Source organism: Thiospirillum jenense (genome assembly GCF_014145225.1).
In the GTDB taxonomy this organism is placed as follows: Bacteria; Pseudomonadota; Gammaproteobacteria; order Chromatiales; family Chromatiaceae; genus Thiospirillum; species Thiospirillum jenense.
In genome coordinates this window covers 20,631-35,063 of record NZ_JABVCQ010000014.1, presented here as the reverse complement: position 1 = coordinate 35,063, position 14,433 = coordinate 20,631, and the positions used below count along the sequence as shown (strand labels likewise).

General features: G+C 46.7%; 10 protein-coding genes and 1 pseudogene. 8 read left to right on the top strand and 3 right to left on the bottom strand.

Annotated features, from left to right (window positions below):
• Positions 1 to 169 precede the first annotated feature (169 nt).
• From HUK38_RS07865 to HUK38_RS07855, 3 genes are read left to right on the top strand one after another with little or no spacing between them, the layout of a single operon-like run.
• The gene (locus HUK38_RS07865; RefSeq protein WP_182583776.1) at positions 170 to 799 is read left to right on the top strand and encodes a cytochrome b/b6 domain-containing protein; all 630 of its coding nucleotides are present in this window, start codon (positions 170 to 172) and stop codon (positions 797 to 799) included.
• Complete coding sequence (locus HUK38_RS07860) at positions 796 to 1,215, top strand: DUF1924 domain-containing protein (protein WP_238787530.1); 420 nt, start codon at positions 796 to 798, stop codon at positions 1,213 to 1,215. Before HUK38_RS07865 ends, HUK38_RS07860 begins: the two co-directional genes overlap by 4 nt.
• Before the next feature lie 18 nt (positions 1,216 to 1,233).
• Positions 1,234 to 1,935 (top strand): cytochrome C, encoded by a 702-nt coding sequence (locus tag HUK38_RS07855; protein WP_182583775.1) that lies wholly within the window; start codon positions 1,234 to 1,236, stop codon positions 1,933 to 1,935.
• Between the two features lie 146 nt (positions 1,936 to 2,081).
• On the opposite strand, the gene HUK38_RS07850 is transcribed toward HUK38_RS07855, so the two are convergent.
• Positions 2,082 to 4,973, bottom strand: coding sequence for a class I SAM-dependent DNA methyltransferase (locus HUK38_RS07850; protein ID WP_182583774.1), 2,892 nt, complete (start codon positions 4,971 to 4,973; stop codon positions 2,082 to 2,084).
• Between the two features lie 76 nt (positions 4,974 to 5,049).
• Positions 5,050 to 6,918, bottom strand: coding sequence for a YgiQ family radical SAM protein (locus HUK38_RS07845; RefSeq protein WP_182583773.1), 1,869 nt, complete (start codon positions 6,916 to 6,918; stop codon positions 5,050 to 5,052).
• A gap of 675 nt (positions 6,919 to 7,593) precedes the next feature.
• Between HUK38_RS07845 and HUK38_RS07840 the strand changes: the two genes are divergently transcribed.
• The 5 genes and pseudogenes from HUK38_RS07840 to plsY all read left to right on the top strand — a co-directional run bounded on the left by HUK38_RS07840 (position 7,594) and on the right by plsY (position 13,299).
• Complete coding sequence (locus HUK38_RS07840; RefSeq protein WP_182583772.1) at positions 7,594 to 8,757, top strand: lytic transglycosylase domain-containing protein; 1,164 nt, start codon at positions 7,594 to 7,596, stop codon at positions 8,755 to 8,757.
• Between the two features lie 78 nt (positions 8,758 to 8,835).
• A pseudogene (locus HUK38_RS07835) lies at positions 8,836 to 9,114 on the top strand (dCTP deaminase); the annotation flags it as partial.
• A gap of 147 nt (positions 9,115 to 9,261) precedes the next feature.
• A complete protein-coding gene (locus HUK38_RS07830; protein WP_182583813.1) occupies positions 9,262 to 10,638 on the top strand; it encodes an LAGLIDADG family homing endonuclease in 1,377 nt (458 codons plus the stop codon).
• A 256-nt stretch (positions 10,639 to 10,894) separates the two neighbouring features.
• Positions 10,895 to 12,631, top strand: coding sequence for a glycosyltransferase family 39 protein (locus HUK38_RS07825; RefSeq protein ID WP_182583771.1), 1,737 nt, complete (start codon positions 10,895 to 10,897; stop codon positions 12,629 to 12,631).
• A complete protein-coding gene (plsY, locus tag HUK38_RS07820) occupies positions 12,628 to 13,299 on the top strand; it encodes a glycerol-3-phosphate 1-O-acyltransferase PlsY (RefSeq protein WP_182583770.1) in 672 nt (223 codons plus the stop codon). Before HUK38_RS07825 ends, plsY begins: the two co-directional genes overlap by 4 nt.
• Here the strand turns inward: plsY and HUK38_RS07815 are convergent.
• On the bottom strand, positions 13,296 to 14,339 hold the full coding sequence (locus tag HUK38_RS07815) for a WD40 repeat domain-containing protein (RefSeq protein WP_182583769.1): 1,044 nt from the start codon (positions 14,337 to 14,339) through the stop codon (positions 13,296 to 13,298). The genes plsY and HUK38_RS07815 overlap by 4 nt on opposite strands.
• Positions 14,340 to 14,433: the final 94 nt, after the last annotated feature.

Sequence of the window (14,433 nt, the reverse complement as noted above, 5' to 3'; positions counted from 1 at the left end):
ATTATTTAATCACAACACACCTGACAATTTGCTGACAATCACCGACAGCCAATTGTCAGCCGTCGCATATTAAACTGCCGTGCAAGGTCGCAGTTAAATGCGACTGAATCGTTCACATTCCCGCGTTCATTAGAAACATTCATTAAATTAACCCGGAGTTTTAATCGCCATGTCCACCACGGAATTACACTCGCCAATTGACAAATCCCCCCTGCCCCCCTTTTCCAAAGGGGGGAAACTGGTGCGCATATGGGATCCACTCGTGCGCGTTTTTCATTGGTCATTAGTCGCAGCTTTTGCCATTGCATACATTGTCGAAGATGATTTACTCACCGTCCACGTTTGGGCGGGCTATACCATCATCACATTATTAGCGGTGCGCATTGTATGGGGTTTAATTGGCACTCGCCATGCCCGCTTTACTGATTTTATTTACCGCCCGCCGCAAGTTATTACGTATTTAACCGCCACATTAGCACACCGCGCTCCGCGTTATTTAGGTCACAATCCCGCCGGCGGTGCAATGGTCATTGTCATGTTATTAGCATTATTAGCAACCACATTTAGCGGATTGGCATTATACGGCGCGGCGGAATTTGCCGGTCCGTTGGCAGATTTAATGCGCGGTATGCCCGAATCCGGCGGCGAGATATTAGAAGAAGTCCACGAATTCTGCGCTAATTTCACCGTCTTTTTAATTGCACTTCATTTAGCCGGTGTCGCATTTTCCAGTTTAATGCACCGCGAAAATCTGGTCGCAGCAATGATTTCTGGTAACAAACGGAGTGCTGACGAATGAACCCAGTTAAAACAACGCAATCGGTGAGTTCAATTGAGCGAATGATTCCTGTGAATACGACTATCCGCGTGGTGTTATTAGCACTCGCGGCTGCAACTGGCGCGGTCAATTCCAATTCAGTTAATGCCGCCGACGCGGCCGCTGGTCAAGTGTTGTGGAATAAAACCTATTCACAAACCGACGGGTCAGTAGCGCGGAGTTGCACTTCATGTCACGGGCACGATTTAACGCAATCGGGGCGGCATATTAAAACCGGTAAAGTGATTGAACCATTAGCGCCATCGGTCAATCCGCAACGTTTAACTGATCCGGCAAAAATTGAAAAATGGTTGACGCGCAATTGCAATTGGACGCTAGGGCGTGAATGCACTGCGACGGAAAAAGCTGATTTGATTAGCTACATTAAAACGCAATAACTGAGGAGAACATAGCTAATGCAACAAATATCAACTAGATTAAAAACTACCCCACGCCGCAGTGCAAAACGGTTATTAACCAGCGTGGCCGTCGCGCTGCTGGTTTTGAATACCACCGCGCCGGCTAATGCCGATGATGATAATGATGACGATGACCGCGGCGGTGGTGGACGGCATGAGCGCGGTCAACAAAAGGGCAATTATCAAAAAGCGAATTGGATTGCACCCCGCGCTGACATTGCACCGGTAACAAATAAAATCTATCAACAGGAGTGCGGTTCATGCCATCTTGCGTATCAACCCGGTTTATTACCGGCGAATGCGTGGGCAGAGATTATGACGCCCAAAGCATTAGCCGATCATTACGGTGATGATGCGAGTTTGACTGAATCAGTGCGCGCTGAAATCATTAATTATCTCGTCGCTAATGCCGCCGATGATGCGCCACAAGTGCGGGCTCGTGCATTCGCTGTACCGAATGAATCAGCAAACGCAATTGCCGCGACGGTCAATCCATTAAATCAGTCCGCGCCATTGCCGCGTATTAGCACGACCTATTATTTCCAACGCAAACATGATGAAATCCCGGCGCGGTTAGTGACGGGTAATCCCGATGTTGGCAGTTTTAGTCAATGCAATAAATGTCACGGTGGTGCTGATAAAGGGATTTATAATGAACATCAGGTCAAGATTCCTAATGCGGGCGCGTGGCAGGATTGATGCGTGATTGCTTTAATCGTTCCCATATCCAGTGTGGGAACGATCAGTTATTAATGATTCACGTTAGAATAACTCTAAATATTAATCGGCTAGTTAGTTCACGGCGATCACATCGTCCCGTGTTATTGATTTGAATGCTCCATTTACTATCTTTGCCGCACTTGATTTAATTCTAATAACCGTTTTAATACTTCATCATCTGTCATATCCAGCGTGTAATCTTTCCAGCCATAAGCATTTGCAATGGCACCATCTAATTGTTGATGAATTAAATTCAACCACGCCGGGCGCTGGTTGTATAAATGCGTTAATGTACGCTGATTTAATTGAGCAATGTACTCAGGTTTGGCGATAATTCGATCTGGATAGTCCGATACTACTTCGGGAATGTGTTCTGTCCATTCAGGCGGATTCAGCCAATTATTACGCAGTTGATTTAAGCGGTATGCTACATTTGCAATTGCTAATGCGTGAGCTTTGTATTCCATTTTAACCAGCGGTAATAACACGCCATTCTCCAATGTTTCAATTGCTCCATTAGTATCGGCCGGCGTTAAACCAATTGGAAAGGGAAACGTTTCAAAGGTGGTGCTGGGTGTATAACGCGGCGTGGCGCCTAGACTTGTACCCATACGCAATGACCATAATTCATGGAAACGTGAATGTAAAATGCCAAAGGTCGTGTCATCGGCGCGAGCGATCACAATTAACATTTTATCTGGCAGAATTGCGCTGTGCATAAACACAAACAAGCGATGTTTAGCAACGTGCGCAGTGGCAATATAGCGCGGCAAATCTTTTAATGCCCGGCGCATCCCAATACGCGCTTCACCATGTCGCCACCAATAACGTCGGTAAATCGCCCGATGATTATTCATTCGTTCTGGTTTAACATGTTTTACAACATGCGCAAATGGTGCTTCATAGAACATTGCATCCGTTTCTACCATCTCAGTGCCAAAATCAATAATCCAACCATCACGCGGGCGACGAGTTAAATCCAACCCATTCCAACTCGGTTTTAATACATCACTGTTTGGTTGACCATGCGGATTGGGTAATAACAACCATGCTCGCGCTAATTCACCTGAAACATCAAATGCGCCGATTTTTTGCGAGCCTTGAAAAGCAGTCTGGGCGTTTTCGGGTAATGTTTTTGCGGCGGTTAAATCAGATGCAACTGCACAATTTCCCGTCGTTAAATCCGCATAAATCACCGTATCTACGGGTTGATTATTTAATACAGCTGGCGCCGAATAATGACCAAAACAAATTAAACTCACTCGCACTGCCGCGCCGGCGTTAATCCAGGGTTCATCTGACCAGGCATGAAAAATTCGGGTTGTTTTAACAATACGCTCTAATACATTGCGATTAACTCCGCCACGAATTGAATTAGTCGCCACTAATCCCGCCGCTTGCACTTTACCTAATTCAATTTGAGTACGCGCTTTTTCAAACCAATAACACACCAAATCCGCACCCGCTGGCACCCGTCCGGCATAAATGGTTTCTAATGCCTTGAAGTAATCATTACCTAATAAACTGCGCTTTTTACTGCCACCTAAAAACGGCGGATTGCTGACAATCACATCCGCCACCGGCCAGTCAGGTTCGTTGCCGGTTGTATCAACAATCGCATCGCGGTGTTCAACCACCGTAATCTTTTTCAAAATCGGGTTTTTATTGAGTGACGCCCCATGTTCTAACATCCACTGCAATTCACCAATCCACACCGTTGCCCGCGCTAGTTCAGCCGCGTAGTCATTACGTTCAATACCTAATACATTCGCCGGACTCACCGCCAATGGGCGTTTTTTTAATCCAAACTGTTCGGCATCTAACAGAATTTTATATTCTAAATCTTTTAAGCTACGCAAAGTTAAAAACAAAAAATTGCCCGAGCCACAAGCCGGGTCTAATACACGATAATCCCGCAAACGATCAAGCATTTGGTCAAGTAACTGTTGCGCTATACTCAACAGTTTATTGCGGGTTGCTGCCGATTTTTTAGGGGTTATTTGACTAATTACTGCCGCAATTTCGTCGCGTTTTATTGTCCATTCCGCTCGCAGCGGCGCTAATACGACTGGCTCAACCAATCGCATAATTGACGCTGGATCAGTGTAATGCGCGCCGAGTTGCGCACGTTGACTTGGGTCTAAACCGCGTTCAAATAAAGTACCAAAAATGGACGGTTCAATTGCAGCCCAATTCAATTTAGTTAAATCGCGCAATAATCTTATATCGGATCGCTCTAATGGCAGCAACGCAATGCTGTCAAATAAACCACCATTAAACCAATCAATATCTTCTATCCCAAACGAGCCACCGGTAGCCATTAAATGTAATAAATCTGTCAATTTATACGGCAGACGTTCGGGCATTTGGTAGCCCAAATTTAATAACTTATTAAACAAACGATTGGGTAATAAATCAATATCTTCAGCAAATAAACAAAACAATAATTGCTGGCAAAAATGCGCGACCTGTAATGGATGATGACCACGCTCGCGTAACGCATGTGCGAGAATACCGAATTGTCGTGCTGCCTGTTCAGTTAATTCAGCAGTAGTTAAACTTGGGCGCAGCCGTTCGGAATCACTGAACGCCCATTTTAATATTTGCCGTACTCGCGGTTTTAATAAATCCTCTAATGCAAATTCATAAATGTCCAGCACTGTGCCAGTAAAGGCGGTATGAATAATGATTTGCTCCATATCAGAAACAATTAATAGTGGTGGGTTTTCTAATGCGGGGGCATAGCGATGTAATTGCACAAAAGCGTCTTTTAAGTTTTTATGTTTACTTTTATATTCCCAGCCAAAACATCCGCGTTTCCACACATCCGCCCACCCATCGCCGCCGGTGGTTTTCTTTGCACCCTTTTCAAAACAATACCATTCGCCTGTCGGGTCAGCTTCAGCGGGCGTTGGTTCATTTAATAAGCGACACACATCAATAAAATGCTCCTGTGATGCGGCGCTTTCTTTTAAGGTACTTACCTGCCATTTAGTAATGAATTCATCGGGCGTCATAAAAACAAAACCGTTATTAAAAAGTTGATATACCATTAGTGTTTTACAAACAGCATCTAACTATAAAATCCGCACGTCATGCACGGGGAATTAAATGACGTTTTTTATTATGGCCAATTAAATCACTGCGCCCGAGGCGATGCAAAGCGGCGCGTAACATTGGCCAATTCACTGGATCATGGTAGCGTAAAAAGGCTTTTTGCAATCGCCGCTGTTTTGCATCACGCACCACAAATACTGATTCGGCATGAGGAGTGAGTGTTTTTAATGGATTCAATCCCGTGTAATACATCGCCGTCGCTAATGCCATTGGCGTTGGTAAAAAACTTTGCACCTGATCTAAGCGCAAGTTCTGCTGTTTTAACCATAATGCCAATTGCAGCATATCTTCATCACGACTGCCGGGATGTGCAGCAATAAAATAGGGAATGACGTATTGTTTCTTGCCCGCCGTTTGGCTATAACGATCAAATAACTGTTTAAATTGTTCGTAGGTACGAATGCCCGGTTTAAGCATTAACTCCAGTGGCCGAAATTCAGTATGTTCAGGTGCAATTTTTAAATAACCGCCAACGTGATACGTTGCCAACTCTTTAATATAAACAGTTGATTTTAGAGCTAAATCATAGCGTACTCCTGACGCAATAAACACCCGTTTAATTCCCGGCACTGCCCGCGCTTGGCGGTACAGGTCAATTAAAGGCGCATGATTGGTATTTAAACGTGGGCAAATAGTTGGATATAAACACGATAGGCGGCGGCAGCGCGCTTCAATTTGCGGGTCTTTGCATGTTAATTGCCACATATTCGCCGTCGGCCCGCCAAGATCAGAAATAACACCGGTAAACCCAGGTGTACGGTCGCGGATGTTAGCTAATTCGCGCAGAATGGATGGCACAGAACGACTTTGAGTAATGCGTCCCTCGTGTGCGGTAATTGAACAGAAGCTACAACCGCCAAAACAGCCACGCACAATTGCAGTAGAAAACCGAATCATTTCCCACGCCGGAATGGATTGATTACCGTATTGACTATGCGGGCGGCGGCTATAAGGTAATTCATACACCTGATCTAATTCAGCCGTTGTTAATGGCAATGGTGGTGGATTAACCCAGACGCTGCACCCACCGTGTGGTTGAATTAAAATGCGTGCATTATGCGGATTTAACTCGTGATGTAATTGCCGTGCTGCATTTGCATATTGCCAACGATCATCGCGCACTTGTTCAAATGCGGCTAATTGCATGCTATTCGCCGGTATTGATTGATATGTGGGTATTATAAACGCGGTGCCACGCAAATCATGGATGCTTTGAATTGGTTCACCGCGTGCTAATCGGTGCGCTAAAGCAACTATAGCACGTTCGGCATTGCCGTATAATAATAAATCGGCTTTAGCATCAAATAGAATTGATCGCCGCACTTGATCTGACCAATAATCATAGTGTGCCAAGCGCCGTAATGAAGCCTCAATTCCACCAATGACAATTGGCACCTGTTTGAACGCAGCACGGACGCAGTGTGAATAAACAATTACAGCGCGGTCAGGGCGTTTGCCAGCAATTCCACCGGGGGTATAGGCGTCATCTGAGCGTGGTTTGCGATCCGCTGTATAATGATTGACTAACGAATCCATATTGCCAGCAGTAATGCCGAAGAATAAACTAGGGACGCCAAGTGCGGTAAATGAATCTAATGAACGCCAGTCCGGTTGTGCTATAATACCGACACGAAAACCTTGTGCTTCTAATAAACGTCCAATCAATGCCATGCCAAATGATGGGTGATCAATATAGGCGTCACCAGTAATTAAAATTACGTCGCAACAGTCCCAACCGAGGGCATCCATTTCCGCTCGTGTACTGGGCAACTCGGGAGCAATACCAAGTTTATGCGCCCAAAATTTCCGATAAGAAAATAACGATGGTAAAACAGTGGTATTCATTATTTGTATTCCCGTTGCAGTGATTAGATAAATGACGCCTGCAAAACGCCGGTGAATAAAAGAAGTGGAAAATATCTGGCAATGTTTGCTATTATCTATTTTACATGTATTGATACTTGACTAATCACGCAAAACGTGTACGCTAGATTGCGCCAAATGGTCATGTGCGCCAGTTACGCTGTTTACTTTCAATATGTTTGCACTCGTTATTATTCAATGTCCATGCGATGCAAACAAAAAAAAGATAGTCATCCCAATACATCGGCTGGCAAATACGTCAATCTCTGGGCTATCGTTTGGCTGAATTAGTAAAGCGGATACCGTCATTATCCAAGTCGCGGATTAGTCATTACGAACAAAGTATTTGTCGCATGGGAATAGAAAAGGCGTAGTATTAGTAATGGCACTAGGCGGAATTAATCCGGCGTATTTGCTTTGTTTAGACAACCATTCCGTATTGACAAAAGATAAATGGCAATTGATTAAACGTTACCATCGAACAGATGCGCGTGGTCGAGATGCAATTCGATATTTCGCCAAGATGCAATTTAGAGTACAGCTAGTTGGACAATTGAACGCGGTTAATTCAATAATTTCTTAACCGCCGTTATTAACGCTAGTGCTGTTGTATCATGCAACTACTGCAATTTTAATTAAACTATTGGATAAATAATTATGCGACAACCTTTATTTTTTTCAGTACTGGTACTGAGTTGTGGTTTGTTCATTTTACTTGGAGGTTGTGCTGCCCAACACCAGCGGGCGGAAAGCATTTTGTATGATGATTCAGCGCTATTTCCGTTACCAGCGGGATTAAAACCGAATGTAGATTTTTGGCGCAATGTCTATGCACGTTGGGGGCGGGCACAGGTGGCAATTCACGATGACCGTTATCTTGATTTGATTTATCAGGTATTAACGCTACCCCCTCCAATTCAAGATAGCTATACATCGCCGCAAAAAGAATTAATAGCAGCGACAAAAGCGCATTGGCAAACACAATTGCAAAGTTTGCAGACACGTCTCCAGCAAAAAGTTCCATTAACTCGTGAACAAGAAGCATTAAAACAGCGATTGATTGCTAGTTCTGGTGGTATTGCAGCATTAAATGGTGCGGCGCAGCGCGTCCGCAGTCAACGTGGATTGCGTGAGCGATTTCAACGCGGTGTAGAAATTAGCGGGCGTTATGAACCTGCTATTCGCGCCGCATTTCGCGCAAAAGGCTTACCAGAAGACCTTGCGTATTTACCGCATGTTGAATCATCATTTCAAACGAATGCGCGTTCTACCGTTGGCGCGGCGGGTATTTGGCAATTCATGCGTTCAACTGGTGCGCAATACATGACGGTTAATAGTTTAATTGATGAACGCTTGGATCCGGTCATTGCGGCAGGCGCGGCAACTCAATACTTGGGGAATGCGTATGCCAAATTGGGTTATTGGCCGTTGGCACTGACGTCTTATAATCACGGTATTGGCGGCATGAAACGCGCTCAATCTCAATTCGGGAATGACATTGCGCGAATTGTACAGGAATACGATGGTCGTGCTTTTGGCTTTGCTTCGCGTAATTTTTATGCCGAATTTCTGGCGGCGCGTCACGTCGCTACTCACGCAGAACGCTATTTTCGTGGCGCACTTCATCGCCAACCACCATTGTCAGTCCGACCAGTGCGTTTAACCTCACGCACCTTCATGAGTGAATTAACACAGCGTTATCAAGTGCCGGCATCTGTATTAATTGATTATAACCTCGCCTGGCTTGATCCAATTCGCACTGGACGCACAGCAATTCCCGCCGGCAGCACTGTTTGGTTGCCGACTGCAACAGCAGATTAATTCACCACATCATTAAAAAATACGCTGGTTTGCAATAGCCAGCGTATTAAACTGCACTCACCGATTGGATAAATTGTCATGGCGCTCAAATCAGATCGCTGGATTCGGGCAATGGCGCAGGCGCAGCGCATGATTGAACCGTTTGCACCGCAACAGGTGCGCGTGAATAGCGCTGGCGAGCGCATCATTTCCTATGGCACGTCGAGTTATGGCTATGATGTGCGCTGTGCAGATGAATTCAAAATCTTTACGAATATCAATTCGGCTATTGTGGATCCCAAAGCGTTTGATGCTAAAAGTTTTGTAGATTTACAATCCGATGTGTGTATTATCCCACCCAATTCATTTGCATTGGCGCGCACGGTGGAGTATTTGCGTATTCCGCGTAACGTATTAACAATTTGTTTGGGGAAATGTTTAACAGCGGAGACGCGGGTGGTGGATGCTGACACTGGGGCGTATTTACCCATTACCGCTTTTGCATTCGGCCGCACGACGTTGGGAATGCAGGATTGGCAATTAAAACCAGTCAAAATTGGTGCGTTGTTATCGCAAGGAGTTAAACCCGTTTATGAACTCACCACTAAAACGGGATTAAAAATACAGGCCACCGCCAATCATCCATTTCGGCAATTGCACGGTTGGACTGCATTAAGTCAATTAAACATTGGCGATCGCATTGCGGTAGCGCGGGAAATCCCAGTATTTGGCAAAACGCCGCTGCCCGATTGGGAAGCCATTTTATTGGGGTTAATGATTGCGGAGGGTCAATCTCATACGCCGCAGCATAGCCCGACCTTTACGAATAGTGATCCGGTATTAGTGGCGTTATTAAAACAGTGTGTTCACGATGGACAACTCGGTACCGTCACGGATAAAGGGCGCGACGGTTATCGTTTAGTCAATAAAGCGGGACGCGGTGGTATTGCAAAATGCAATCGTGCGTATCAATGGTTGACGCAATATCAATTAAATGTCACGGCTGAAAGCAAATTCGTGCCGCAAGCCATTTTCATGTCACCCAAACAGACGACTCGTTTATTTTTACAGGCGCTATTTTCGGGTGATGGTGGTGTGTATTGTACTCAGGATGCGTTTTACCTCGAGTACTATTCTAAATCACGACGCCTTATTGAAGATGTGCATCATTTATTATTACGCTTTGGCGTGTTATCACTTATTCGGCATAAAACAACCGCTATTGGTACTGATGCTTATCATATTCAAATCACTGACCGCGAACAAATACAACGCTTTGCAACCGAGATTGGTTTTTGGCCAGATTCTATTAAACAATGTCGTTTAGAAAAGGAGATTTTGCCAATTATTCAAGTCGCACCACAACGCTTGCGGAGTAATTTTGATACCTTGCCACCGGCGGCGTGGTCTTTAATGATTGCGGCAGTTGCACACGCGCACACTGGTTTGCATCAATTGGGTGTGCGTTCTCATCCAAAACAATCATTGTCTTATACCGCAGCAAATCGTGTTGCCATTGCCAAGCACTATGACGCGCTGACCACGTTAATGAACGGACCCGTATGGGATGTCGTCGTGGATATTCAATTGATTGGTGATAAAGAAGTATTTGATTTGAATATCCCCGCTGTACACAATTTTATTGCGAATGACATGGTTGTGCATAATTCGACGTATGCCCGCTGCGGCATCATAGTGAATGTAACGCCATTAGAACCAGAATGGGAAGGGCATGTCACATTGGAGTTTTCTAATACCACGCCTTTACCCGCTAAGATTTATGCCAATGAAGGTGTGGCGCAGATTTTATTTTTAGAAGCCGATGAAGTGTGCGAATGTTCTTATTTAGATCGGGATGGTAAATATCAAGGACAGCGCGGTGTAACCTTACCAAAACCTTAATAGAATTGTTCTAACGTGGATTAACTGATCGTTTCCACGCTTCAGCGTGGGAACGCACTCTTTTTTGAAAATCAAATAGTTATAGTTTAAGCAGCATCATACTTGATGCTAATCAATTATTCAAATGTTGCAGTAACAACAGAATGATAATAAAAAGCTGACTTCAGTTTTTAATTTTAACCGATTGATTCTTGAAAATATCACGTTCCCACGCTTCAGCGTGGGAACGATTAACTACTATTATTAGGACGCCTCCATGTCCCATATGCCTCGTTCATTCACCGTCTTATTTAATCCAGCGCGTTGGTCTATTACAACGCTATTATGGAGCGCGGTAGTTCTCATTACCCTCGCCAGCCTGTGGCGCTTCGTGCATTTAGATCATTTATTAGTTTGGCATGACGAAGTCTATAGCATCATACGAGTACTTGGCTATTCAATTGACGAAATTTTCAATTATATTTTCGTTGGTCAATTATTAACACCTGAGCAAATATTACGCTTTCAACACTTCGACGGTGCGCATGGTTGGATTGATACATTTCGCGCACTCATCGGCCATCCCGAACATGGCCCGCTGTATTATCTATTCGGGCGTTTAATTCTAATATTCCCGCTTGAACCAGTGGTTGGATTACGCGCCGTGGCAGCGCTCATGTCCGCATTATTACCACCAGCGGTATTCTGGTTAATGCGCGAATTATTCGGGCGGACTGAAAAAAACTGGCCGGTTGCATGGGTCGCTGCCGCGCTCATTGCTGTTTCACCACTCTATGTTTTATTCGCGCACGAAGCCCGTCAATACACGCTCTGGCTGCTGTTGTTATTAGTTAGCACCGCCGCTTTTCTCCGCGCTTTGCGCAGTCAAAACCACCGCTGGTGGTGGCTGTATAGCGGCTTAATGCTGCTCAGTTTTTATACACATCTCTTATCCGCACTGACGGTTTGTATTCACGCTTGTTATGGATTGCTGTACCTATACATGACCCGTGTTGAATGGAAACAGTCACGCACCGTCATACGTTCATGGCTACTTGCCATTGCTGTAGCAACGCTGCTTTTCACCCCCTGGCTGGCGGTCATTTTTCATCATCAACAATTATTAACCAGCTACACATCCTGGATGAGTACGACGGTTTCCGTATCAATGACTTTTCAAGCGTGGGGCGCACATTTTATACGCGCATTCATAGATTTTGATCCGAGTTTACCGACCTGGTTATTGGTTTTGCTATTACCAATGGCGCTGGCAATTGGTGTGTATGTACGCCACGCCCCACGTCCAGCAGTCTGGTTATTCCCATTATTCGCCGTCTGTTTTATTGGTGTCGTGTTAATTCCTGATTTATTATTTGGCGGAATGCGGTCATTACAAATGCGCTACGCACTGCCGGCCGTTTTAGCGGTGCAATGTATGATTGCCTGGACAGTGGGAATAGCGTTAATACCTGCGACACAGTCTGCAATTAAACCGCTATTATTAACGCCCGCCCGAGCGCGGGTTGTATTCAGTTTATTAATTGCAGCCGGCATTGTATCGCTCGTGGTGATTGACCACACACCGACCTGGTGGAATAAAAATTACAGTGAAAATAATCGCCACGTCGCCAATTTAATTAACGCACACCCTGCATCTCTATTATTTATCAGCAATTCGGCGGGGGTGAGCGTTGGCGAGGTCATTTCCATTGCCTATCATTTAAATCCCGACGTGCGCATTTGGGCTGAACCCTTGACCGGCGTGACAGCAGATGTATTATTACCGACAACCACTGGTGAGCGTTTTGCATTACTTCCCTGGACAACGTTAATTGCCGCATTTGCACCCGATCAAGTGACGCTCATTGATGGCAGTTGGCAATGGTTTCGCGTCGAATCATTAGTGAGCGAGCCACCGTTAATCAGTTCCGCGCATGAAGAACCGGCGCCACCTGACATCGCACTTCCAACTGAACAATTACCCAATCAGACACCACCGAGTATTGCAGAATGATAGATCACGCCCTTTTATTTGGGACTGGTTTAATTGCCGCCGCCTATTTGCTTGGCTCTATTTCCAGCGCCATTTTAGTCTGCCGCATCATGGGCTTACCTGATCCGCGCACACACGGCTCACACAATCCCGGCGCCACCAATGTTTTGCGCGTTGGTGGGACAATTGGCAAGGTCGCCGCCGCCATCACGTTATTAGGCGATAGTTTGAAAGGTGTATTGCCAATGTTAATTGGCAGTTATTTGCAAGTGACGCCGCAGTTATTAGCCGCGATTGGCATTGCCGCCTTTTTGGGGCATTTATATCCAATCTTTTTCAATTTCAAAGGCGGGAAAGGAGTGGCGACGGCGTTGGGTGTGCAATTGGGATTGCATTGGGCGGTCGGCGCGAGTGTCGGCGCGCTCTGGTTATTTATTGCGAAGGTATTAAAAATCTCATCGGTCGCGGCACTGTTTTCAATGGCAATGGCGCCGGTGTTGGTGTGGTTAATTGTTGATGAGCCGGCCTTGATTGGAATGCAGTTAATCATTACCGGCGTTTTATTCTGGCGCCACCGCAGCAATATCAGCAATTTATTGGCGGGAAAAGAAACTCGCATTGGTGGCGGGACGACGGACAAGGCAGATCACTCGCCCGCTGCGAATGAAACCAATGAACCTGGCAATTAACGCCCGCCAAATAACCGCCCCAACATGCCACGCGGTTTAGCCGCCGCGGTGAGTTTATTCGCCGCCGCCGCGTCGCGTTTGGCTTGATCTTCGACTTCGTGCGCCTGCCACGCCGCCGCGACGGGTTGCCAATCTGCCGCCGGGACTGCCAACGGCCACGCTCGGATCGTGCCATCCGCGCTGCCCGAGTACAAAATCCGCCCGTCGGGACTGTAGGCCAGCGCGTACACATCCTTGTCGTGACCTTCTAACATACTGCGTTTGTCGCCCGTGTCGGCATCCCAAAACAGGATGGTTTTGTCGGCGCTGCCCGAGGCGATGGTGCGCAAATCGGGGCTGTAAATTGCCGACCACGACGGGTAGCGGTGGCCGGTCATTTCGCGCACCAATTGCCCCGCGCTGACATCCCACAGCCCGACCGAGCCGTCCACGTTACTGAGTAGCAGGTGGCGGCCGTCGGGATGGTACACCATACTGTTGATGCCGTTGGTGACGACATCAATCCGCGCCAACTCCGCGCCGCTGCTCACATCCCACAGCGCGAGCGTGCAGTCGCGGCTGCCGGTGGCGAGTACCTGCCCGTCGGGACTGAACGCAACTGCTTGAACGTACACGGAATGTCCGACGACGTGGTGCAGGCGTTGACCGCTGGCGACTTCCCAAATGCAAAAACTGCCGTCCTCGCTGCCCGAGGCAAGATGCCGCCCGTCGGCGCTGAACGCGACCTGATAAACCAGCGCGGAGTGGCCGGATTGCTGCCACTGCACCGCGCCGCTGGCGATGTTATACACATGCACACTGCCGTCCGTCCCCGCCCACGCCAATAATTGATCGTCGGGGCTGAAGGCGACCGAATACACCCGCCCGACTTGGGCATTGATGCGCCATAATTCCGCGCCGCTGTTGACATCCCACAGGGCGACGTGTTGATCCCAACTGCCGGTGGCTAATTGCTGCCCGGCGTGATTGATGGCGATGCTGTAAATGGTGTCGGTGGCGGCTTGACGGCGTAACACGGCGGCAGTGAGGGGTGCTGGCATGATGTAATGACCAATAAAATAGATGTATGCTATTGCTTGCTAACCGATACTAGCATACACAGCGTTGGTTGCGTGAAGCAATCCGTCGTTTAAT